The organism is Pseudomonas sp. GW823-FHT06E10, assembly GCF_058794995.1.
In genome coordinates, this window is sequence record NZ_JBXAHJ010000026.1 from 1 (window position 1) to 24782 (window position 24782).

General features: G+C 57.3%; 13 protein-coding genes. 6 read left to right on the top strand and 7 right to left on the bottom strand.

Annotated elements, in window-relative coordinates; translation table 11 throughout:
- The first annotated feature begins 208 nt into the window (after positions 1-208).
- The 6 genes from AC1Q6Y_RS27395 (at position 209) to AC1Q6Y_RS27420 (ending at position 12135) form a co-directional block, all read left to right on the top strand.
- Positions 209-688 (top strand): DUF927 domain-containing protein, encoded by a 480-nt coding sequence (locus AC1Q6Y_RS27395; RefSeq protein ID WP_492625608.1) that lies wholly within the window; start codon positions 209-211, stop codon positions 686-688.
- Between the two features lie 138 nt (positions 689-826).
- Entirely contained in the window at positions 827-1384 is a 558-nt protein-coding gene (locus tag AC1Q6Y_RS27400; RefSeq protein WP_492625582.1) for a hypothetical protein, read from the top strand.
- Positions 1385-1974: 590 nt separating this feature from the next.
- Positions 1975-3807 carry an AAA family ATPase gene (locus AC1Q6Y_RS27405; RefSeq protein ID WP_492625583.1) on the top strand — a complete coding sequence of 611 codons (1833 nt, stop codon included), beginning with the start codon at positions 1975-1977 and terminating at the stop codon, positions 3805-3807.
- Between the two features lie 2 nt (positions 3808-3809).
- The gene (locus AC1Q6Y_RS27410) at positions 3810-4454 is read left to right on the top strand and encodes a 4Fe-4S cluster-binding domain-containing protein (protein ID WP_492625584.1); all 645 of its coding nucleotides are present in this window, start codon (positions 3810-3812) and stop codon (positions 4452-4454) included.
- 14 nt (positions 4455-4468) lie between these two features.
- Positions 4469-10780 carry an AAA domain-containing protein gene (locus AC1Q6Y_RS27415; protein WP_492625585.1) on the top strand — a complete coding sequence of 2104 codons (6312 nt, stop codon included), beginning with the start codon at positions 4469-4471 and terminating at the stop codon, positions 10778-10780.
- Complete coding sequence (locus AC1Q6Y_RS27420; RefSeq protein WP_492625586.1) at positions 10777-12135, top strand: hypothetical protein; 1359 nt, start codon at positions 10777-10779, stop codon at positions 12133-12135. The genes AC1Q6Y_RS27415 and AC1Q6Y_RS27420 overlap by 4 nt, the downstream gene beginning before the upstream one ends.
- A 211-nt stretch (positions 12136-12346) precedes the next feature.
- On the opposite strand, the gene AC1Q6Y_RS27425 is transcribed toward AC1Q6Y_RS27420, so the two are convergent.
- The 7 genes from AC1Q6Y_RS27425 to AC1Q6Y_RS27455 form a co-directional block, all read right to left on the bottom strand.
- Positions 12347-17491, bottom strand: coding sequence for a RecQ family ATP-dependent DNA helicase (locus AC1Q6Y_RS27425; protein ID WP_492625587.1), 5145 nt, complete (start codon positions 17489-17491; stop codon positions 12347-12349).
- Between the two features lie 1100 nt (positions 17492-18591).
- Entirely contained in the window at positions 18592-19065 is a 474-nt protein-coding gene (locus tag AC1Q6Y_RS27430) for a DUF411 domain-containing protein (RefSeq protein ID WP_492625588.1), read from the bottom strand.
- Complete coding sequence (locus AC1Q6Y_RS27435; RefSeq protein ID WP_492625589.1) at positions 19055-19792, bottom strand: c-type cytochrome; 738 nt, start codon at positions 19790-19792, stop codon at positions 19055-19057. The genes AC1Q6Y_RS27430 and AC1Q6Y_RS27435 overlap by 11 nt, the downstream gene beginning before the upstream one ends.
- A 9-nt stretch (positions 19793-19801) precedes the next feature.
- Entirely contained in the window at positions 19802-20788 is a 987-nt protein-coding gene (locus AC1Q6Y_RS27440) for a copper resistance protein B (protein WP_492625590.1), read from the bottom strand.
- Positions 20760-21026, bottom strand: coding sequence for a hypothetical protein (locus tag AC1Q6Y_RS27445; protein WP_492625591.1), 267 nt, complete (start codon positions 21024-21026; stop codon positions 20760-20762). Before AC1Q6Y_RS27445 ends, AC1Q6Y_RS27440 begins: the two co-directional genes overlap by 29 nt.
- Before the next feature lie 12 nt (positions 21027-21038).
- Positions 21039-22952 (bottom strand): copper resistance system multicopper oxidase, encoded by a 1914-nt coding sequence (locus AC1Q6Y_RS27450; RefSeq protein WP_492625592.1) that lies wholly within the window; start codon positions 22950-22952, stop codon positions 21039-21041.
- Between the two features lie 384 nt (positions 22953-23336).
- A complete protein-coding gene (locus tag AC1Q6Y_RS27455; protein ID WP_492625593.1) occupies positions 23337-24773 on the bottom strand; it encodes an IS1182 family transposase in 1437 nt (478 codons plus the stop codon).
- Positions 24774-24782: the final 9 nt, after the last annotated feature.

The following is a 24782-nucleotide window of genomic DNA, read 5'->3' on the forward strand; positions in this document are numbered from 1 at the left end:
CAATTCAACGGCGGGCTGGCGCCAGCTCGCGCCGAAGAAAAACTTAACGTCGTGTCCGGGATTAGTTGACCACTACACCATGCCGCGCGTGGCGGCAGAAGATGAATAGGTAGAATTCTGATGAAGGGCGTGAGGGACGCTTTGAGGGTGAACTACGTTTTATTGGTTCACCCCACCAATTGCGTTTCACACACTCGCCCCTAATCCAATCTTGATGTTGGCGGTATGCACGGCACTGGCCGGCCCGTTGTTGTTTCATTTGCAACGCGATGGTAGAGGCTTCCATCTCTACGGCGACAGCTCCAAAGGCAAGTCCGCTGCTGTTCAAGCAGGTTCATCGGTATGGGGCCATGGCAAAGAGTTCATGCGGTCGTGGCGTACCACTAGCAACGGCCTCGAAGGTGTGGCTGACCTGCACAACGACACTCTGTTGGCTTTGGACGAGATTGGCGAAGCTGACCCGAAGGAGATCGGCGCAACGGTCTATTGCGTTTCCAATGGTGTTGGTAGGGCCAGAGCAACGCGTACGGGTTCCGCGCGTAAAAATCGGCGCTGGCGGCTGATGTTGCTTTCATCCGGCGAGCTGACGTTATCTCAGCACATGGCTGAGGCAGGAAGGCATAGCCGCGCAGGCCAGGAACTGCGCATGCTCAACGTGCGTGCTGACCAGTTCGAGTTCGGTGCATAGGCAAAATTACATGATTTGCCTGGAGGGCGTGAGTTCGCCGACGCCATTCTCAGCGCAAGCGTGACGCACTACGGACATGCGGGCCCGGAGTTTGTTATCAAACTGCTGGAATGCGGTGAAATTCACGAGTTGCCCACAATGCTGGTGGAGTTGCGTCGATTGTTCTCGACCGTTAACGGACAGGAAAGTCGAGCAGCAGAACATTTTGCAATTGTGGCAATGGCTGGTGAGCTGGCTAGTGCCTGGGGAATATTGCCTGTACCCGAAGGTTCAGTCCGTGATGCCATGTTGGTGCTGTACAACGACTGGCGCAGTAATCAAGGTAAGTATTTAAGCGAGGATGCCAAAATATTGACCAACATTCGCAATTTCCTTTCCCGCTACGGGGAGGCAATGTTTTCGAAGTTGCATGATAAACCATCCCTGCCCATTCGAGATCGTGCCGGCTGGTGGAAGACGGTACACACTTCGAAAGGAGACCGACGCGTTTGGCTGTTCACCAGCGAAGCACTATGCCGCGCAACGGGCAACTACGACATAAACCGCATCATCAGTTCGTTAAACGCAGTAGGCTGGATCACTGAGAGCAGCGGCGGTAAGAACGCCAAGCGGGTAAGTATAGAGGGAGAAAAGATTCCACTTTACCACCTCGCCCTAACGGATGAAGATGAAACTACGCCGGATGGGGCGTATTAAAATGGGCAAATTGCTGGAACTAGCTTGGCGTCTAACTGCAGAAGCGGTTCCCCCAGTTCCCCAACAAGAAAAACAAAGGGAACCGCTAGAACCCGCGTCCTTACTAGCGGTTCCCTCGGGATACTCGGTTCCCCCGAAAAAACATGTAGTTGATGAAACGAATTTACTTGCCGCCCCTCCGGCAACGATACGTTCGGTTATCGAGCAACGCGCCCATAACACCGCCGCCACCGCTTCACCTGAGTGGCGCCAAGCCCGTGATTTGTACATAGACCACCTGATGATTTGCCGAAGCTGCTTTGCGCCGACAGGCCACTACTGCTCCACGGGTGCTGCGCTGCGCGCCCAATACAGCGCCACAGCAGTCGCCTCTATCGAAACCTCCCCTGGCAGCAGTTGAAGAGTCTAGCGGAAGGTTAAATTCGCTTTGAGAAACGCTTGGAGCAACCAGTTAAGGGGCATTGACCAGGCGTTTACCTAAGACCAACACATTTACCACTATTTCTGACAGACCTTTCGTAGCGATGGACTGGAAAATGCTCGCGTTGGGCAATACCCTGCGTGTATCTACCAACGTTACGAGCTGAAACATGTCAGGGAATAAGATGTTTGAAAGCCCACGTTGGCTTCGTGACCTTCTGCGCTTCTTGCCGCTGAAGAGCCAGTTCGTTCTGTCAGGCAACATCCGCGACCTGCAGGCCAGTCAAGTTGTGCCTGGCACGGTAACCGCGCAGAGCTTCAACCAGACTCTCTGCAATGCCTTGCTCAATGCAGGGTATGCCCATGTACTCGCCTGGGACCCGGTATCCGGCTTCCAAGCGATCAGCATCCCTGGCACTGACCCGACGGCCGGCCATACACTGATGCAGGAACTCGGGTTGACCCCAGTTGACGGTATCGCGCCAGCAGGAGTTGACCTACTCGGCGCCACTTTACCGCGCTTGATTGGCCGTGCCGGCGAGCCCATCGCGTTGTTGATCGACTTCGCCTCGCGCTTGGTAGTGCGCAACGACTCACTTACCGCTGTCGAACATCAAATGTTCACTCAGGCTCTGGTGCTGTCCCATCAGGCTCGCAGCCGTCCAGCCACGGAATTGCGCAGACCGTTCTTCAACACCCTTCTCTGGCTGGTAGAAAAGGAAGGTGATCTGCCCGATTGGTTGCTGATCGATAATCCCCGCATGCGCCACATCCCTGTTTCCAAACCCGACCAACTGGCGCGTCGTGCACTGGCACCAGCCCTACTCAAAGGGCTCAATGGTAACCAGGGTGCCAACGAAGAGGCCACTCGCCAGGCCGTGGACGTATTCGTACAGAACACCGAAGGGCTGCTGTTGCTCGACCTCAGTGCAATCGCGCAACTGGCACGGGTCGAGGGCGTGGCCATGGAGCAGATCGCCGATGCTGTACGCCGCTACAAGATCGGTGTCACAGAGGATCCTTGGCTAAAAATCGACCGTCAGCGCATCCGCCAGGCTGACGCCATCGTCCACCAGCGGATTAAAGGCCAGCAGCACGCCGTCACTCACATGCTCGACATCGTCAAACGAGCGATGACCGGCGTCGGAGCCGGCCGCAAAGGCAATAGGCCCCGGGGCGTTGCCTTCCTCGCCGGCCCGACCGGGGTGGGCAAGACAGAATTGGCTAAAACCGTCACCAGCCTGCTATTCGGCGACGAAAGCGCCTACATTCGCTTCGACATGTCTGAGTTCAGTGCCGAGCATGCCGATCAACGCTTGATTGGCGCACCGCCTGGCTACGTGGGTTATGACGTCGGCGGCGAACTAACTAATGCGATCCGCGAGAAACCTTTCAGTGTGGTGCTTTTCGATGAAATCGAAAAAGCCCACCCGCGCATCCTTGACAAATTCCTGCAGATCCTCGACGACGGCGTGCTCACCTCCGGCCGAGGGGATCGGGTGTACTTCTCCGAAGCACTGATCGTGTTCACGTCCAACCTGGGCATCTACCGCTATGGCGACAATGGCGAACGGGTTGCCAATGTCATACCAGGTGAAGCCTTCGAGCAGGTCCAGAGCAAGGTGCGCAGTGAAATCGACCGGCATTTCAAGCTGGTTCTGAACCGTCCGGAGATTCTCAATCGCATCGGTGAGAACATCATTGTCTTCGACTTTATTCGTGAAGACATCGCCGTGCAGATCTTCGACCAGATGGTCAACACCACTTTCAGCGACCTAGAGGCGCAGGACCTCTTCATCGAACTTACAATCCAGGCGCGCCAGACCTTGCAAGGACTATGCTTGCACGACCTGTCCAACGGTGGCCGAGGCATCCGCAATCAGTTGGAGGCAAATCTGCTTAACCCATTGTCACGAGCTCTGTTCGACCAGGATGCGCGCCCAGGCGAACATTTTAGGATCACCGAGTTGAGCAATCGCGGACTGACAATGGAACGTTACTGAACATGGAGCTGAGCCTGTCGCGCGTGCACTTTCCGGTTACTACCCTCGGTCCAGGTCGACGCTTGGGCATTTGGTTCCAAGGCTGCAGCATCCGCTGCCCTGGCTGTATCTCTGCCGACACATGGGGGGCAGGACATCTCCGTTTGTCGACGGCGAAACTGCTTGAACAGATTACGCCCTGGCTGCGCGAGGCAGAGGGCATCACGATTTCCGGCGGCGAACCATTCGACCAGTTCGACGCCCTGCTCCGCCTGCTCCAAGGCCTGCGTCGTCTTAGCCAGGCCGATATCTTGGTCTACAGCGGCTACCCCCTCGAAAAGCTCGACGAAAAACTGCGCAAGGCTAACGGCCTGATCGACGCTTTGATCAGTGACCCCTATGACGAAACACTCAGCCAAACCATGGCCCTGCGTGGCAGCGACAACCAACGCGTTAGTCTCCTCACCCCAATAGGCCGGACGCGCCTGGGCGACTACGATCGCCCACTCGAGCCCGCCGACAAGGTGCTCGACTTGATGTTCGACGAAACGGGCAGCGTGTGGATGGCCGGAATTCCCCAGCGCGGTGACCTGTTGCGTTTGCGCGACCTACTGCAGGACCAGGGCCACCATTTACAGATCAGTGCACACGCACCACGACGCCGCTGAGTGGAGTACACCCCATGATACGTTTCTGCCCCAATTGCAAAACTGAGCGCGCTCTCCATGAGATGTTTTGCGAGGGGTCTATCCGGGACCAGTCCTGCGGATGGGACCTTGCCGGTGAGCTCATCCACCCTGATGGATGGCGCCCCCAGGCTATCGTCACCCAGGAGAGCATCGCCGATGTTAGCCCGGCACAGGACAACGTCCTTGCTTTAGTTTGCGAAAACGGTCACCAGATGGACGATGGCGACCTGATGTGCCTCGAATGTGGTGGGGCACTTGCGCAAGCTGTGGCGCCCTCCGTCTCTGAGTCAGAAATCGGCGAGCCAGAGACCACCACTGAAACTTTAATTGATGGTTGGCGCCTGATCCGACAGATCAGCAATACCGATGGCGTGCATGAGCGATACCTCGCCAAACACGACGAAACCGCGCAGCAAGCAGTGCTAACCCTATATCGACAGGGTGCCGAACCGGATCCGGCGATCTACGACGTGATCCGCCGTCTGCCGCGCGAACATGTCCCTGAGATCATCTCCACTGGTCGCTGGGATGACCGCGCCTTCGAGGTCATCGAAGAACTCAACGGCGGTACTCTTTTAGACCTTGGCAACGTGATTCGCGATAGCGAAAGCGTTCGCTACGTGGTCAGTGAACTGGGCCAAGCACTGCATTCTTTCAACGAGGCAGGTCTGCGCCACCGTGATCTGCGCCCGGCCAGCCTGCTGGTACGTTCCCGCGACCCGTTAGACCTGGTGATCAGCGGCTTCGGTTCAGCACGCCTTTCGGAGTTCGACTTAGATATTGTGTCGCCACTAGAAACCAGTCGATACATGGCGCCCGAGGCCATCGCTGGAGGTGTTGCTGCGGCATCTGACTGGTGGAGCCTAGGCATGGTCCTGCTCGAGCAACTGACCGAGGGTGCCTGCTTCAATGGCATTAATGCCAATGCCTTCCTTATCCACGTGCTGGCCAACGGCGTGCCGATCCCTGACGACCTCGACCCGCAACTGAATCTGCTGCTGCGTGGTCTGCTGGCTCGCGACCGCCACCAACGCTGGCAATGGCGACAAGTTGAGGACTGGCTCAACGGCATTGCGGTCGAGGCACCCGCCTCCTCCGTCCAACAGAATGACGGCGGCGAAGGCGCCACACTGCAGTTGGGGCCACGGTCTTACCACAAACCCGGCGTATTCGCCCTGGCAGCGGCACTGGCGGACAACTGGCAACAGGCTCTGGACCATCTGATACGCGGTGTGATCGTGACTTGGGCGGAGCAGGTCGGCCTAGCTCCATCCCTGATCGCAGGCTTGCGACAGATTGTCCAGCACGAGGGCATCGAAGATGACTTCCGCCTCATGCTGGCACTGAAGGCTCTCAACCCGGAAATCCCCTTGATCCATCGCGGCGACATTGTCACCCCAGGATGGCTGCTGGAACACCCACTGGAAGGCTATCGTCTGATCAGCGGTTCGGTCCCAGACCTGCTAGATCAACTACAGACTGACCATTGGCTGTCGCGCCTGAAGACCCGCGGGGAGAGCGTCCGCCAGCGAGCCCTACATCAACACATCGAGTTGGTCGAGGAGACGCTGCGGATTTACCTATTGTCGACATCGCGCGCCAAGCTGGCGACAGAGTGGCAGGAACGTCAACGACTGCTTCCAGACACCGATCACCCGGGGCTAATGTGTTTGTCGGAACGCCGAGTGATCGCTGAAGAAGATCTAATCGTGTTGCTTAGTGCCGCAATCAGCCAATTCCGTTCGGCCACCTCGATCGTCGAAGAGGCCGCTGAGCTGGCCAGGACTGCCAATGTTGGCTGGTTCGACGCGGAAGCAGCAGCCGAACTGTTGCTGCATTCGCGTATGGAGCTGTACCGCAGCGTCGATGAACGCATCCGCGGCTTTGCTCGCTGCGGAGTACCGGCTGTGGACGAGTGGGCCGAGCAATTTCGCCTGGAGCGGCGCATGCCCTTGGCTCAGACTTTGGTACTGCTGGCCATCCCGTCGAACCAGTGGCTGGAACCACAGAAGCAGCAATATGTCTCGCAAATCCTCGACTTCTTCGAGAAAAAGGTGGTAACAGCCGTGATGCGCGGCCCCCTGGTGCGCATGAGCATTGGCAAGACCACCGCACGCGTCGATGTCAACGAACTGAATAGTGAACGCAGTCCGGCCACAGCCTTACTCGACCACCTCCTGCAACGCAATGCCAACGCAGTAAACCTCGACCCGGAATGCTTCCAGCTCATCGACCGACTGGAATCACGCCTGCACGCCCTGTACCGGCAGAGCGCGCTGTACAAACGCGACACTGGTATCGATGGCCTGTACCTTGGCTTCCCATTCCTGCTCAGCCGAGATGCACGTGGCACCACGCGTACGCGGATCATCCCGTTGCTGCTATGGCCGGTGAAACTGCTGCTTGAGCTGGGCAGCCGTGGCCATGCCGCACTGGCCTTCGACAGTGAGCGTGAAGAAGTCCGGCTCAACCCCGCCTTGGAAAGCGTGCTTGGCGTCGAAACTTTTAAGCGCTGGCGCAAGACCGCCGATGAACTTCTGGGCCGCTCGTCGATCCGCGCCGCGGATGTAATGGATGCCTTCGGTATGCTCGCCACCATCCGCTCGCGGACGCTCGGCAGCTTGCCGGCCAGTACAGTGGAAATTGCTCCTTACCAAGATGAACTGAGCTGCGCTGCGGTACTGTTTCATGTGACTTTCATGGGGCAAGCCATCGGCGAAGACTTGCGCCTGCTTAAGAACCTGTCGCCTGCCGGCACCGGCTTGGAGACTGCATTGCGCCTCAAAGCCGCCGACGCGGCAATTCCCGAGGTATCGACAAACGAACTGCAGCGGTTCTTTACTGTGGCCAGCGACCCTTCGCAGGAAGCAGCGGTGATCCAAGCACGTCAGAGTCCGGGGCTTCTGATCGAGGGGCCGCCAGGCACCGGCAAGAGTCAGACCATCGTCAATATGGTCGCCGACGCCATCGGCCGTCAACGCAGTTTGCTCGTGGTTTGCCAGAAGCATGCGGCACTAGAAGTGGTGTACAAGCGCCTGATGGCCGAAGGTCTGGGCCAACGCATCGTCATGCTCAATGACGTCAACCGAGACCGCGAGCCGGTTATCCGTAGTATCCGCGAACAGCTGGAAAACTTGTTCACCGATTGCAGTCAGACGCAAGGCTGGCAGCGTCAACGCGAGGAGGTCGCGGCCCGTATCGAAGCCCTGGAGGGCGAACTTGACCGCTTCCACCAGAGCCTGCATCGCCTCGATGAACACTCCGGCCTGAGTTATCGCCAACTGCTCGGCGAACTTATTGAATTGGAGTCCGGCCCGGCGCCAATCGAGTTTCCGGCCTTGCGTCAACGCTTGGCCCCCCTGGACCCTGCCAGCCTGACCCGCATAGTAGAAAACTGCGCCCCTCTGATACGCCTGTGGTTGCCAGCTCGCTTCGAGGGCAGCCCGTTGGTACAGTTGCAGCCTTTCGCCGCCGACCGCCCGACATTACAAGCCTTCACCGACAACTTGCACAGTTTCACCCAGGCCGAGATCAACCGTCAGGCTACGCTGCAGGCGCATTCCGCCAGCTTCGAAATCGACGATCCGACGCCGTACCGCAGTTGGATAGCGACCCATGTCGCTACTCTGCTCGGTTTGAATGAAGAACAACGCCTACGCCTAGCGCGCTGGCTGCCATTGTTTCGCAGCCGCGAAGCCGTCCAGACGCCAAAAGGTGAGTCGATTCTTGGCGAACTGCTCCAGCTCGATCAGCAGCTCGGTCAACTGGACCAGGACCACTACGCAGCCACCCTGTCGCCAGCACTCAGCCTGGTCGAGAGCAAGGCGCTCAGGCATCTGGAGCACGACAGCGCCAAGGTAATGGCCACCCGCTCCTGGCTGGCGAACATCAACCCGTTGCATCTGCTGCGGCGCAAGCGCCTGCGCAACTTCCTTCAAGAGCAGGGGCAAAGCCTGACCGTTGAAGTCCTCCCGATCCTGCACGCCGCCATCTGCCTGGAAATCCAGTGGCGTCCTCTGCGCGCCGAGCTGGCGACACTGCATCAGGCATTAGAGCTGGAGACAGTAAGTCAGCAAGCCTGCCTAGAACTGATCAGTGCAGTGAAGAGCGACATCCGCAACCTGCTGGAGATCCAGGCTCTGGCCCATGCCATAGCACAATCGCCGCGCCCCCAGGAGGCCGACGAGGCCGTCCTGGCCGGGGACAAGCAACACCTCGAGGCGCTGCTGAACAATCTCGACGCCTCGCTGATGCGCCACGGCGTTCGCCAATCCAGCCTCGACCAGCTTAAGGTGCTCGGCGATTGGCTGGGCGATGACCTGGTGCAACAACTACAACACGCCATCGCGCACAACCTGAATAATCAATTGATACTTGATCGCCTGCATGAGGCGCAGCCCTTCCTCGCCGACTATCAGGCATTTCGCGGCCGTGCTGGCCAACTGGCCGCGCCGGAGCTGGAGTTGCTCGCACTGCTGCGCCAGCGCCAGGAGCAACTGGACGATATCGCACCCGAACAACTCGAATCCGCCGTGAGGCGCTTGCTTAACCGCGAAGCGCGACTGGGCTGGAAACATCGCGTCGAGCAGGCGCACCCCGAACTGCTGTTCAGCCAGGACGAGGCTCGAGCCAAGGTCGCCAGCCTCGCACAAGCCGATGCACAGATGCGCGTGCTTAACCGCGAACTGCTGGCGAATGGCATCGACCTCGCTCGCCTAGGCAATCGCAAGCAGTGGGAGGATGTCACCCGCCTGACCGGTAAGCGCTCGCGGCGCCTGCGCGAGTTCATCGAACTGGGCAGCAACCTCGGCCTAATGAGCTTGCGCCCTGTGTGGCTGATGAACCCGGACGTGGCGAGCCGCGTACTGCCCCTCAAGGCCGGCCTGTTCGATACTGTGATCTACGACGAAGCCTCGCAGATGCCCGTGGAGTTCGCCTTGCCGACCCTATTTCGCGGCCAGGTCACAGTGGTCAGCGGCGACGAGAAGCAAATGCCACCGACAGCATTCTTCTCCAGCCGCATCGAAAGCGATGAAGCCGAAGTGTTCGACGGCGACGAGCCTGATGCAGACGCTGATGAGGAACAACGCGAAGCTTTCGAAGACACCTGGAACCGTCGCGAGATCAAGGACTGTCCCGACCTGCTGCAATTGGCGCGCAACGCCCTGCCCAACACTACGTTGCAGATCCATTACCGCTCGGCCTATCGTGAGCTGATCGGTTTCTCAAACGCCTCGTTCTACGGCAATCGTCTTAACGTCCCGGTCCGTCATCCGCAGGCGAACATCCTGCGTATCAAGCCGCTGGAGCTGATCCAAGTTAGTGGCCTGTACCAGAACCAGAGCAACGCCGATGAAGCCGAACGGGTCGTCGAATACCTCAACGAACTCTGGCAGCAACCCTATGGCCAGCGGCCTTCGGTAGGTGTGGTCACCTTCAACCGCAAGCAGGCCGAACTGATCGAGGAGCACCTTGAGCAGCGTGCCGAGCAGGACGAGTTGTTCCGTACTGCATACGCCGAGGAGCGCGAGCGCAGCGAGGAAGGCGAGGACATGTCAGTGTTCGTCAAGAACGTAGAAAACGTGCAGGGCGATGAACGTGACATCATCATCTTCTCCTCCACCTTCGGTCGCAACAGCCAGGGAACCTTCCGCCGCAGCTTCGGCGTGCTTGGGCAGACTGGCGGTGAGCGCCGTTTGAATGTGGCTGTGACCCGTGCACGACGCAAGGTGGTGATGATCACCTCGATGCCGATCGCCGATATCTCCGACATGCTCAACACGCATCGCGCGCCCAACAGCCCGCGTGATTACCTGCAAGGCTACTTGGAGTACGCCCGCGTGCTCTCCTCGGGCGATTTCGGTAGCAGTGGCAGGCTGCTCGAGCGTCTGCAGACGGATCGCAACAGCAAGCAACGCGAAAAAGGTCAGCGGCGTGATGGTTTCGTCAGACTGGTCGGCGAGTTCATCCACTCCCTAGGCTGGCAGGCCGCGCCCGCGAACGAGGGCGATGCTTTCGGTCTCGACTTCGCCATCGAGAACGCCAGCACGGGTCTGTACGCCATCGGCATCGAATGCGATGCCCCATGCCACGTGCTGCTCGAACGCGCTCGCGCGCGGGAGATCTGGCGCCCATCCGTGCTTCAACGGGCCATCCCTCATATCCACCGGGTCTCGTCAAAGGCTTGGTATCACAATGGCGAAAGCGAGCGCGTACGTCTGCGTGAAGCCATCGAGCAAGCAATGCAGGCCACGCTTCCGTCGCAACAAACGCCCACTACAACCAATACGGAATCCTGCCAATGAGTGGTCCGAAGGTCGTTCGAATTGTCACCCGCGAAGAAGTTATCGCCATCTGCGAAGGCCACCTGCAACGCCTGGAGTACGCAGTGGCACGTTGGCAGGCGCAAGCCAGCAAGGTCGGGGAGCTAAGCGAACAGGAGTGCGTCGCCACCTTAGCCAGACGCAATCGCCTGAGCGCCTTGCTCGCGCAGGAGCGCTTTGCCGAACTGCAGAAGGCCGTGCCTGTTGAGATCGAGCACCTGCGCCGTGACCTGGAGGATCGCGAAGAACGCGCGATCATTCGCGCCGCCGAGCGACGCCAACGCGAACGACGCCTCCAGGAAAACGCCGCGACGTTACTCAATGCCCTGCAAGCCAACCCCAAAGGCGACGATCAAGCCTTACTGCATTCACTCTCGCGACTAGCCAAAGGTACCAGCCAGGATGACGGAGAGCGTCTACTGGCCGAGGGTTTCGCCCAACTGGCCAAGACCAGCCAGAAAGAATCTCTGAGCGAAGCCCAACGTGCCTTGGCGCAGCAACTCAAAGTCGAGGAACCTAAACTCTCCTTGGCCAACTGGATGATGGCCCGACAACCAGAGGCATCGCAGGATGTACGCCTGCAACGCATCGACCGGTATATCGTCGAACTGGAACTACTGCAAGGCACCGACAGTGCCGCCCCCTTTCTCCAGGCACTGGAAGGAGCCGGAGAAGAAACCCAAGCGCAGCGGCGCAACCTGCTGCTGGACAGCCTAGTACTCGACCTGGCCACATCCACCCGTGATTTCCATAACAAACGCGGGTGCCTCGAACAGCTACAAGACCTGTCCAGCGAAATCGAAACATGGGCAGGTGCTGAACACGCTTCTCTACTGAGTCAGATCGCTACCTGCACCATAGTCACCGACCTCGCGGCGATGGCCGGGCTAATCGAACAGTGCGAAGGCCTTATTGCGGCTCATTTACAGGCCCAGACTGCCCTCGCCCGCCGCGAAGCTGTGCTCGGAGGCCTGGCCAGTCTCGGCTACGAAGTGCGCGAAGGCATGGCTACTGCCTGGGCAGAAACCGGCAAGGTCGTTCTGCGCAAAACCTCTACTCCCGGCTACGGCGTGGAAGTTGGCGGCAAGGCCGACAATGGCCGCATGCAAGTTCGTGCAGTCGCCCTCAGCAGCGACCGTGACAAGGCCCGGGATCGAGATGTTGAAACCATTTGGTGTAGCGAGTTTCAGCGGCTGCAAGCAGTGTTGAAAGACAAAGGCAGCGAGTTGCTAATCGAGCGTGCACTGTCGGTAGGTGAGGTCCCGCTCAAAGAAACGAGTATTTCCATATCCAACACAGAAACAAGCGTTGATCAGCAAAAGATTATCAATCCGTGAGGCTTACAAATGCCTATTCAAATATTCAGACAGTCAGTTTGACGTAGCTGAGCATCGATGTCCCACACCGTTACGGATCTCAAAACCATAGTGCTCCAAAAAAACATTGTGCAGCCAAGCTGGACGAACTCATCGATAGTAGCCTGAACTGCAGCAAGACTGCGAATCTTGAAGAGCTACGCCATGGGTTGCTTCCTTTTTTCAGGTAGCTTCAGGCTTTTGCACTGCTCTTTACGACCCGGCCAGCAATTCTCGGCACGATTAATTCCCACTCTTGCGAACGATGATGGGCTCGGAAGGCCTCTTCACACCGATCAGAATGCCGCACCAAAACAGCTGCCACTTCACAATCCTCAATCTCAAGGTCCAGATTGAATGACTTTGCTGTACGGCCTACAACCTGACCGTCCGCATCCTGAATCAGATATCTCCCTTCATGAGCCTTGAACGCAAGCGTGTCGCCAGGCTCAAGCGCCGCCAATGTCTTATGTATTGATGCCGTAGGGTTCTGGCGCCCAGCATAATCGAGATCAATATCCTTCAAAGAGAGCTGTAGGTAGCGCTTCTCCAGCTCTGCGAGGAATTCACCTTGGAAGGTGCGACCCATGACCTCCTCGGTAAGTTGGCGGCTGAAGGGATTGCCCCCAGGGAATTCACACACGGTCAGGGTTTGCTCGGCGCGGGTCATGCCCACGTAGTAAAGTCGGCGTTCATCGCTAAGAGTTTCCGGCTGAGTGGACCAGCCGCCATCAAGCACTACAACGTGGCGGAACTCCAATCCTTTGGCAGAATGGATAGTACCTAGGTAAAGTCCATTCCTGGGTTGCTGGCGTAGCTCCCGGAAATAGTCGTAGAGCCAATCGACCAGCGTCTGGGCGCTCAGAGGGCATTGTCCGAACTCTGCTGTGAGCTGTTCAAAGGTGGTGGCCAATATGCCGTGCCAATCCGGCGCGAGCTGCCTTTCGCTCATGCATGCCCATGCCTCGGAAGCACTCAGCGGCTCGGTAATCCCGCGTAGTATTTCAACAGCCTGCACGAAGCCGCGCTGAGCGGTCAAAGGCAAGACACCTTCCTTGTCAGCAGCAAGGCAATACGGAACGCCATGAGCTTCACACCAAGCCTGAAGGGGAAGCAGGTACTGGTGAGTACGGGCCAACACCGCGCAGCCCTGCCAATCCTCGGTGTCCAAACTGAGCAGACGCTGCAGCTCAGACATCGCAGCTTGGGCCTGCAGGTTCGCCCTCGTGTCGCCCTCAGCCTCTATCCTCAGGCGAACCACGCGTCCTGCCCGCTCGAGGTCCAGGGTCTCCCAATCGCCGCCCTTCGGCCGTGCGCGGCGAACAGTGTCGATCTGAATCGGGTGATCCTTTTTGAGCCGATCGGGGTTGCGGCCAATGACGCTGTTGGCCGCATCGATGATGCAGCCGCTGGAGCGGTAGTTGTCGACCAGATAGTTCTTTGTGGCCGAGTAATCCTCGCGAAAGCGCTCTATGTATCGATTATTGGTATCACGCCAGGCGTAGATGTTCTGGTCATCGTCACCTACCGCCAAAATGCACAAACGTCCTTCCTCTTCGGACTTGCGCCCGGCCAATGCACTCACGAGTCGATACTGCAGGTCGTCGATGTCCTGGTATTCATCGACGAGGATGTAGCGGTAGCCTCGCATCAGTTGCTCGCGTAGATCGTCCTCGCCTTCTACCTGACGCTTGCCCTCGAGCAACTCAACAGCGTCTCCCATCACTTGGACCAGGCGCCCTTCCTCGACCGTTTCACCTCGCTCGAAGCGGGTACCAGTCAGGCGCATCGCCATGCGGTGATAAGTCATCACGTTGACCCCAAAGGCATCGGGGCCCACCAATTTGAGCAGGCGCTGCTTGATCTCGTTGGCCGCGTGACGGTTGAAAGTTAGAGCCACGATGCAGCGCGCCGGCACACGCCGAACTCGTAACAGATAAGCGATACGGTGCACGATCACGCGCGTCTTGCCGGAACCTGGACCAGCCAGAATCAGGCGGTTCACGTCATCGTCGTCGGACACAATAACCCGCTGGGCAGCGCTGAGTCTCTCGACGATGCTACGCCAGGACTCTTCACTCGTGGCTAGCTTAAGCACCTCCTCGCGACCTACGAAGTAGCGGCGAATGAACTCCTGTTTAGCTAGCGTGAAATAGTGCTGAACCAGGTCACGGGCCTCTCGCATCGAGCCGAGCCCAACCTCTGCATACTCGCGCATAACGTGAACCTGAATACGTTTTTCTCGGTAATGCTCATCAAGGCGCTGGTACTCATCCTTGAGGTATCCGGTACGTTTTTCCGCGTTGACTTCGATCGTCATAGCGCGACGCATGACAGTCATGCCGTGGTTCAGCGTAAGCACGTCTTGCTTGTGCAGGTACAGCAGTACGTGCTCAATGGCCTTGCGGCGCTGCGACTCCGGGATTCTGGAGCGCAGCTCTAGATCCTGTTCAATCAGGCTCATGAGCTCGCCGAACGTGGTGTCGACCAACAGATCCTTGTTACGTGAGCCCGGCGGCAATTTGCCAATCAGAAACGGGAGAACCACGGCAGCCAAGGCCCGCCTGCGCTCACCCAACCCTTGAATACCGTTCCAGCTGTACCCACCGCGAATACGCAGCTTGAGGAAATCCTGACTGATCTGACGCAGTTCGAAGCTGCTACGCAGTTGACTTTCGCTGTCGTGATCTTGGGCCAGACTGCGCAGCAGTCGCAGGACGTGTAGCGGTATCAGATCTTTGTTGCCGGTGGCTGTTTTGAGCGCCGAGGTCAACAGTGGCACGGTAAGATCCTGCCATTCCCCACTCTCGGCCTCCGGCGCCAATTCCTGCAGCAGGTCGAACAGGGCAGACTCAAGCTTTAAGGTGGCTTGCAGACGTTGGGTGGAAGGGAAAACAACGCCATGCCGGACGTACAAAGTGAGCTTGGAGTCGTTGACTAAAAGTCCCAAGTCCTCCATCTGGCGCAGTGTCGCTGTGACCTCTTCGGACGTGAGGCTGGTCAGTGCCATCAGGGCGTCGGTGTTGATGCGCTCATCAGCACTCGCCTCGTACAGGTAACTCAGAATGGCCTTGAATTCTTCCAGCCGTCTGGCCGGCAGTTTGGCGGTAATCAGACGCTTGTCGGCTTCCTCCTTAGTCAGCTTCAGGCTTGCCGGAAAGATCTGGGTCTGATTCTCCTCCCGCTTTAAAAACTGCCCACGCTCAAGCCAGGACACGGCCGTGACGACCTTGGTTTCAGCATCGCGTTCTCCGGCCTCAAAGCTGGTCTCGACCTGCTCGTCCATCAATACTTCGCCGGCAGTGATGACGAGCCTGCCGCCCTTGCGTCGGTCGCTTTCCTTGCGTAGTTTGCGCAGGATCTGCTGAATATCACGCAGGGTCAGTTTCGACCCTTCGCACATCCCGAACTGGTTTTCGATATCCTGAGCGTCATACAGGAGCACGCATCGAGCCTGCCCTTGATCGCGCCCAGCGCGCCCAGCTTCCTGCAAGTAGTTCTCCAGCGATCCCGGTATATCAGCATGTACCACCAGGCGAATATCGGATTTGTCTACGCCCATGCCAAAGGCATTGGTGGCCACGATGATCTTGAGTTCCCCAGCCTTGAAGGCGTCTTGAATGTCCTTCTTCTCGTGTGGCTCCAGCCCAGCGTGAAAATGCTTGCAGGCCCAACCGTGGCCGATCAAAAAATCAGCGAGTTCTTCAGCGCCTTTGCGGCTAGACACGAAGATCACCGCGCCGCCCTCGTTACGGCCTAGCTCTTCCGCAAGTAGCGCCTGAGTGTGGTGGCGCTTCTCTGAACGGGCACAGGGCAGGACTTCGAAGTGCAGATTGGTACGCTCGTGAGTACCGATGAAGCGCTTAAAGGTGATGCCCAGCTGCTCTTCGAAGTGCTGCTCGATGTCCTCAAGCACGTCAGGCTTGGCAGTAGCCGTAAAGCAGCCGATCGCCGCGAGCTGACCGTCACCGGTGAACTGCTTGATGAAACGCGAGACATAGAGGTAATCCGGGCGAAAATCTGCGCCCCATTTGGACAAGCAATGCGCTTCGTCATAGATCCAGGCGCCGACCTGGCGTTGGGCGATCGCGCGGCGAAAGGCCTTGTTGCGAAACTGCTCGGGCGAGACCAGCAGAATGCCTACATCCCCCAACTGGATTTTCTCTAGCGCCTCGGCCCGTTCAGGCATGGTCAACAGGCCGTTCAAGGTCGCAGCACATTGGACGTTGCGAGCAAGAAGACCGTCGACCTGATCCTTCATCAGTGACTGCAACGGCGAGATGATGACTGTCAGGCTGCCGTTGCGGTGAAAGCGATTCAGGGCCGGCAGTTGGTAGCACAGGGATTTGCCGCCCCCTGTCGCGAGAATCGCGAGCACGTGCATGCCCTGCATACCGGCCAGCACCACGTCATGCTGTAGGGGGCGCCCGTCGGGCTCAGTCCGAAAATCCTGAATTGGGGCGAAGTATCGCCTGAGCTCGTGGCGGGGATCATGAGTAGTGCTGCAGTAGCCGCAGTGGCTTTCTCCGCAGGGTACGTCGCGTAGCTCGGCGATCAGCCGACTGACCGCGGGAAATTGGTGGCGCACCCAGGGCGCCAGAACCGAGTTGCCGCCCGAGACGCGCAGCCAGGCCAGCGCATAAGCTAATGGCCAATGCAGTGTCTCGTCCATGAGGTCGGTTTCCAGCAACTCGTTCAGACGGGTGCTGCAGACCTTGAAAGTACGAGTCAGGGTCGGGTCAGTTTCCCTAAGTAACTCGGGAATCAGATTGCGTAATTCTGGGAGACTACTTGGCTCCTGGCCAGTGATCGAGACGAAGAGCGGCCCCAGGTAGCTCTTCGGCGTTGAGGCGAGCAGCGCTTGGTAGCAGAGCAGTTCGGTATGATGCTTAATGTTTAGATCTGCGAATGCCTGACGCTGGTCGTTGAACAGTGTCAGGGTGGAGCGGCAATCAGACAGCGGTGAGTTGAGGCTGTCACGAATGATTTTGTAGTCCTTGACCAAGCGATGATACGGGTTCTGCGGAAAAGCCAACGGCGATAGGCGCAGGGTGTCGATCACCGGCAGCTGGTGTAAGGCCAGGTTCGCAGCTTGCTCTTGGAGTATCGGCAAGTCATGGTCGATGACGTTATGGCCGAGTACGAAGCTGGCGCCATGCCCTATGCGATCCAGGGCCTCGAGGACTGCGGGCAGATCCCTGTCGACCTTACGTTCGAGCTCCTCTTCCGTGTCGGGACGCATTCCGCCAACCATAAAGATGCGGTCTGGTTGATTGGCTTTGCCGGGGACGACTTCCAAGTCAAAAATCAAGCTTTTGGGTTGAGTCGGTGAAACCATCCGAACAGCATCCTTGAAAAAAACTTCTGAGCTTGCCGCACTTTAACGGCAATTGAGCAGCGCAGATAGGTGCGCGAGGTCGCGGTGAGGCGCAGTCAGGCAGGTCAGCGATTGGTATCGAGGCATAGGAGTGGTGATCCAATGCGGATCGACCAGGCGCGGCAAACGCTAGTCGGGCTTTTACGAAGAAGAAATACTCATTTTCACTCAAGGCATCTAATCAGACAGTCGCGATAAGTCTCGCTCAACGCGCTCACGATAATCCCAGAGCGCCCCCCCTCCATTCAGCGATGCCTTCATCAAGCGAAGGCAGCCAAAACCTTGTAAACCTATGCAATTTATTGCTCATTGAAACCGCTGTATGCCGCAGGCTTGCTGGACTGGGAAGTGTTTTCTTGGCTGGGCAAAAATCATTCTCTACCTCAAAGCACACTAGGTAATACGTCCCGGCATTGCGAACCAACAAATAAGGCTTGCCGAGAGGATAGTGAGAAGGAGTTTATAGACGGAGGGGCTGCCCACCTTTCATTTGACGACAGCGCCTTATCATTTCAGGACAATCCATGACCTTTGATCTGTATGGCACATGACGTTGCTTGATTCGTTTTTGCGTGGCAGTCATGCCTCTCTCTAGGCGTGCCGATATGTCGCCAGTGGTTTGCGAATTTGTGACTGGGGTTTGAGAGTTTGAAATCCTGAGCGCCAGCTGTAGGTCGATATCAGCCGCTCACGAGTGACCGTTTTCGACCTTAGCCGCCCTTCGCAGAGGGCAGATAAGGGCCGATTCTGTTGAAAAAGTCGTCTTGGTTTCCATGGCCAAAAAGTACGCGTCTGAGATTGAATTTTTGAATCGTCGCAGAGACATTCGGACTCGGATTTCACGTAGCAGCGTACTAAAAAGGCGCATTCACCGATCAGTCTTCTGGCAATTTGAGAAAACCGACTTTTCAACAGAATCGGCCAGAATCGGACATTCAGCATGCGCCCTTACGCTTGCTCATGCTTTCCATCACGCAGCGTTCTGCGTTCTTGGGTAAGGGCTCGCCTCACCTGCATGGTCACGAGCAGTGATCATGCAGGGATGACGGGCAGTTTGAAAACTAGTGTGCTGGGTACTCAGCGAGTACTTCATCAGTACCTGCTTTGGTCAGGCCGATGACTTGGTAGACTTCCTGCGGTCCCTCGCCCTCCATCCCGGGCGAGCCTGCCGGCATGCCTGGTACAGCAATCCCGAGAAGGTCGGTGCGCTTAGTCAACTCGACTATTTGCTCGGCAGGCACGTGGCCTTCAACAAATTTCCCATTGATCACCGCAGTGTGGCAGGACGAGAGGCGCGGAGCGACGCCCAGCTCCTGCTTGACCGCGCTCATGTTTATGTTTGTTTCTACATGATCAATGACGGTGAAGCCGTTCGCTTCAAGGTGCTTAATCCACTTCTTGCAGCATCCGCAGTAAAGCTCTCGATAGACATCAATCGTCAGAGGTTCAGCAGCGTGGGCAGCCGAGCCGATAAACAGAACCGCAAATGTCGCGAGGCGAAGTGCCCGGCCGGAACGACGAAAATTATTGCGCATGAGTGTGCTCCTTGCCATCGGCATGGGTATGAGTCTTTGGCTGAGCAGCTGAAGGTGCAGGAGCATGGGCGCCGCTTGTGTCGCTGTGGTGAACGTCAACTTCGGCGAGCTCTTCAGTGCCACCTGCATCATGACGATGTCCAGATGTCGCTTCTTTTTGCTCATCATGCTGACCTTCATGGTTATGCATCTTGGTTTCACCACCACCATGCTGATGGCCACTGCTGCTCGCGGCTAGCGCTCTGTATCCCTGAGCATCCATACCCGGAAGCTGCTGAAGAAAAGCGACCATTCCCCAGATATAGGGATCGGCCATGCTTTTTCCCCAGGCAGGCATGCCCGTGGACTTGATACCGTGCTTGATGATCCAGAACGCTGCTGCTGGGTTTCCATCGACACCAAGGCTCGACAAGTTGGGAGGTGCCGGATAGAGACTCTTACTCAACTCGGTTTGCGCGACCCCTGGAGCCAGGTGGCAACCAATGCACATAGCATTGTAGTTGCCAGCACCTGCACGAATGAGCGCTTCGTCTGTCAGGTCGGGGACTTCAATGTCTCGGGAACGTACTTCGATCGATCGATCCCGAGCGATCGAGAGTAAGGAGTGTACGGGTTGCGAATGTGGGTCATCGGCGCCCACATTAAACACCCCGAAATACACGACACCGCCGCCTACAATGGCGGCGACCACACTGGCAGCGGTCAACGTTTTGATTGGTCCTTTCATGTCAGTCCCTTAGAACCACATGCGAATACCGGCTACAAAGCGAGCCTCGTTGGTGTCGTCCCCTTCATCGCTGGCCAGGTCGGCGGTCTTGCCGTAAGAGCGATTCCAGGTAACCCCGATATAAGGGGCAAACTCACGAACAATCTCATAGCGCAACCGCAAGCCCACTTCGGTATTGGCTAATCCAGAGCCAATGCCGCGCTGTGGGTCGTTTTTCCCGTAGAAGTTCACTTCGGCGGTCGGCTGCAAGATTAAGCGGTTGGTGAGCAGAATGTCGTAATCACCTTCCAGTCGAGCGGCGGTCTGGCCGTTCTCGCCGATGAAAGCGGTTGCTTCAGTTTCGAAGTTGTAGAGGGCCATGCCCTGGATCCCAACAGCCCCCCACGTCTGCGGTGAACCGGGTTTGAAGTCCTGGCGCACACCGGTGACAACATCCCACCATGGACCGATGGAATGGCCCCAAAGCGCCTGGAGTTCGGCATCTTCCGTCACACCATTAGTACGCTCACCTTCCGAGCGTAGCCACAAACGATCGACGTCGCCACCGATCCAACCTTTGGCATCCCAACTCAGAGCGCTGCCGTTATCCGCGTCTTGGTATTCAAATTTATCCAGGAGGACGAAAGAGTTGAGTTTCTTGTCATGAACGCCATGACCTGCGACAGGCGGAAAGGCGGCCTTACGATCAGCATCGGTCAATACAGGAATGGGCGTCCGACTCATGGTGGTTGCCCCAGCATCCATATTCATGGTGCTGTGATCCATGCCCTCCATTTGGCCTTGGTCCATGTTCATACTGCCGTGATCCATTGCCCCCATGCTGCTATGGTCCATGGTTCCCATCGAACCGTGATCCATCTTGGAGTGATCCATCTCTTCAGCCGCGGAAGCGATACCAACAAACACAGAGCTGACTGAAACCGTCAACGCCATCAGGGTCGGACGTAAAAGCTTAAGGGTCATGGTCTCAATCCGCTTTTTTAGTGTTTGAGTCATGATCCATCGACTCGTGATTCATTTTGCTGTGGTCCATCGTTCCATGGTCCATAGAACCGTGATCAGACTTGGACTCACTTGTCTTGGTCTTATGCTTTGTTGCTGACTTGTCTGTGTCGGCAGCAGCGTAAGCGTGCTCGGCATTGCCTTCCCCAGCTTGTACCAAGGGCACTCCACTCAATATGCCGATGGCAAGGGCGCAACCGATCAATGACTGACGATTCAGATATCTGCTCATAATCCGTCTCCCTTACTCATCAACCCGTACTTCACGGAACATGCCCATCTCCATGTGAAACAGCAGGTGGCAGTGATAGGCCCAGCGTCCCAGGGCATCGGCGGTGACGCGATAGCTGCGTTTGGTACCGGGTGGCATGTCGATCGTGTGTTTGCGCACCATGAATTTTCCGTGCTCATCCTCAAGGTCGCTCCACATGCCGTGGAGGTGGATGGGGTGGGTCATCATGGTGTCGTTCACCAGCGTGATGCGCAGGCGCTCGCCATACTTGAGGCGCAACGGCTCGGCGTCGGAGAATTTGATGCCATTGAATGACCAGGAAAACTTCTCCATATGACCAGTCAGGTGCAGCTCGATCGTACGATTGGGTTCGCGACCATCAGGGTCCTGGAAAGTGCTCTTCAGGTCGGCGTAAGTGAGCACACGACGGCCATTATTCCGTAAGCCAATACCCGGGTCGTTGAGTTTTGGCGTAGTGCTCATGGCTTGCATATCGACCAGGGGGTTGTTGGTCTCGGAGGCCGGGTGCGACTGCATCTCCATGCCTTCCATTCCACCCATGCCAGCCATCCCTGACATGTCACCATGGGCCATACCAGCCATCTTGTTGTGGTCCATGCCGGCCATGCCGGACATGCCGCCCTGGTCCATGCCAGTCATCTTGCTGTGATCCATACTGGCCATGCCGGACATGTCACCTTGATCCATGCCAGTCATCTTGCTGTGATCCATGCCGGCCATACCGGACATGTCTCCTTGCTTCATGGCGCTGTGGTCCATACCGGCCATGCTACCATGGTCCATTCCCCCCATCCCCATGTCATCCATGGTCAAAAGCGGGCGCGGATCAGTTGCCGGTACCGGTGCACTCAGCCCCTCGCGCAGGGCCAAGGTGCCGCGGGCATAGCCGGTGCGATCCATGGACTGGGCGAAAATGGTGTAAGCCTCTGCGCTGGCAGGTTCGACGATCACGTCATAGGTTTCCGCCACGGCAATGCGAAACTCATCGACGCTGACCGGTTTGACGTGCTGGCCGTCGGCCGCCACGACGGTCATTTTCAAGCCTGGAATACGGACGTCGAAGTAGCTCATGGCTGAGCCGTTAATGAAGCGCAGGCGAAGTTTTTCCCCCGGTTTGAAAATCCCGGTCCAATTGCCATTAGGGGCCTGGCCGTTCATTAGGTAGGTGTAAGTATCTCCACTGACGTCGGCGAGATCGGTGGGATTCATTTTCATTTCGGCCCACATTTTCCGATCCGCCACGGCCGCGGACCAACCCTTCTCGCTCACATCGTCGATGAAGTCGCCTACGGTCCGCTTGTGGTGGTTGTAGTAGTCCGACTGCTTCTTGAGCTTGGCCATGACTCGGCCAGGATCTTCATCGGTCCAGTCAGACAACATCACCACGTAGTCGCGATCGTATTGGAAAGGCTCAGGCTCTTTGGCATCGATCACGATCGGCCCGTAGACACCGACCTGTTCCTGCATGCCCGAGTGACTGTGATACCAGTAGGTGCCGTTCTGATGCACCTTAAATTTGTACTCATACATGCCATCGGGCGCGATGCCGTGAAAGCTCAAGCCCGGCACGCCATCCATATTGGCCGGCAGGATGATCCCGTGCCAATGGATGGAGGTGTCCTGATCCAGGCGGTTCTTCACCCGCAGTGTAACCGTATCCCCTTCACGCCACCGCAGCAGAGGCCCCGGCAAAGTGCCATTGATGGTCATGGCTGTACGCGGCGAACCGGTGATGTTCACGGGGGTTTCGCCAATGAACAGGTCAAATTCGTTACCGGTGAGAACACTCGGCAGACCCGGGCTGGTTACGGCCCATACAGGAGTGCGCCACAGACCAAGACCGCCGAGAATGCCACCAGCGGCCAGGCCTTTGACGAAGGTCCGCCTAGAGGTTTTGGAATGCATGCCGTTTATATCCAATCAGTCAAAAGGGAAACCGTGCGAAACACACTGAGCGTTGTGCTTATCGGTTAGGGGCGTGCTCTCAGGAGTTCGTCGCGAATCCAGATGAGCCTTGCCCGCCGCCGCAAATGACAAAATTCATACGGCAGGCGAGCGCTGAAATTGCCACACTTTAACCACCGAAGTGATTACATTTCTGTCAGCTTGGGATCCAGGCTGTGTGAAAACGCGCTGAATACGTCGAAAATTGAGAGTCGCGAGGATTGCCTGTGGAATCAGCGGGCGGAAGCGCGAATTACCTTAGTCAGCTACATAGACGTTTGTAATGCCGCTTGGGCCGCGTCAGCGGCCCAAACGGCTTCTAACGGGCGAGCCAAGCGGCTGGGTTCACGCCCTGATCGCCCCAAGCAGTCCTGCGATGCCGAAGATGCTCATCATTCGTTTGAGGTTGTAGGCGAGCACATGAAGGCTCATCTCAGTGCTCACTCGCCGCAGGGTTTTGGTCAGGAAGTGGGTACTTCCCATCCAGTACTTGAGCGTTCCAAAAGGATGTTCAACGGTCTGTCGACGAACCCTCATCATCGCTGGATCATGTTCTAGCCGAACCTGCATCGCGTCGATTACCGCCTCATGTTCCCAGCGCTTCACACGGCGCTCCTTACCCGTCGTACATTGCTTTTGCATTGCGCAGGACTGGCAGCCCGAGAAGTAGTAACAATGCAACAACATGCCGTCTTCCATCGACGAATGCCGCCGGGTCAGTAACTGTCCCGCAGGGCATCGATACTCGTCCGATGCAGCAACGTAGATGAAGTCCTGCTTACCGAATCGGCCTTCGGCTTTGCTGCCTGAGGTCAGGGGTTTCGGCACGAAGGTGGCGATGCCAGCCTGCTCGCAGGCAAGGATTTCCAGACCTTTGTAATAGCCTCGGTCGGCCACCACCGTCAGCGACTCAGCGCCGATCTCTTCACGCGCCTGGTTCGCCATATTGCTCAGTTGCCCACGGTCGTTACCAACGTTGGTCACCTCATGGGCAATGATCAGATGGTGTTTGTCGTCGACAGCTGTTTGTACGTTGTAGCCAACCGTTCCGGTGCCTCGACCGCTCGTGGCCATTGAGCGTGCATCTGGATCGGTAAGAGAGATTTGTTGGTCTGGACTGTCGTGGAGCTGCGCCTCGATGTCCTTGAGTTTTTGCATCTGCTGTTTCAGCGTTTCGATTTTTTCTTTCAGACGCTCGGCCTTGGCCTCGGCCACTTCGGGTGTTGCCCGATCCGCCGAATCCATCGCCGCCAGATAGCGATCAATGCTCTGCTTGATCTGCTGCATGCGTGCCTTCACCTTGCCCTGAGTGAAGTTGCGGTCGCGATTATTGACGGCTTTAAATTTGCTGCCGTCGATGGCGATGATCGACTGGGAGAAAAGATCAAGGTTGCGGCAAAGCACTACGAACTGGCGGCAGACGCTGCGAATGGCTTTGCCGTTGTCTTTGCGAAAGTCGGCAATGGTTTTGAAGTCCGGAGCCAAACGCCCGGTCAGCCACATCAACTCAACGTTACGTTCGGCCTCTCGCTCAAGTCGGCGGCTGGATTGAATCCGATTGAGATAGCCGTAAATATAGATCTTCAGCAACACCGCTGGGTGATAGGCCGGACGCCCCGTTGCAGCAGGATCAACACCTTCAAAGCCAAGCGCGCCCAGGTCGAGTTCATCGACGAAAGCATCGACCACGCGCACTGGATTTTCTTCGGTTACGTAATCGTCCAGACACTCCGGCAGCAAGGTGACTTGCGCCCGAGCCTCACCTTCAATAAATCGCTTCATGATCGTCCT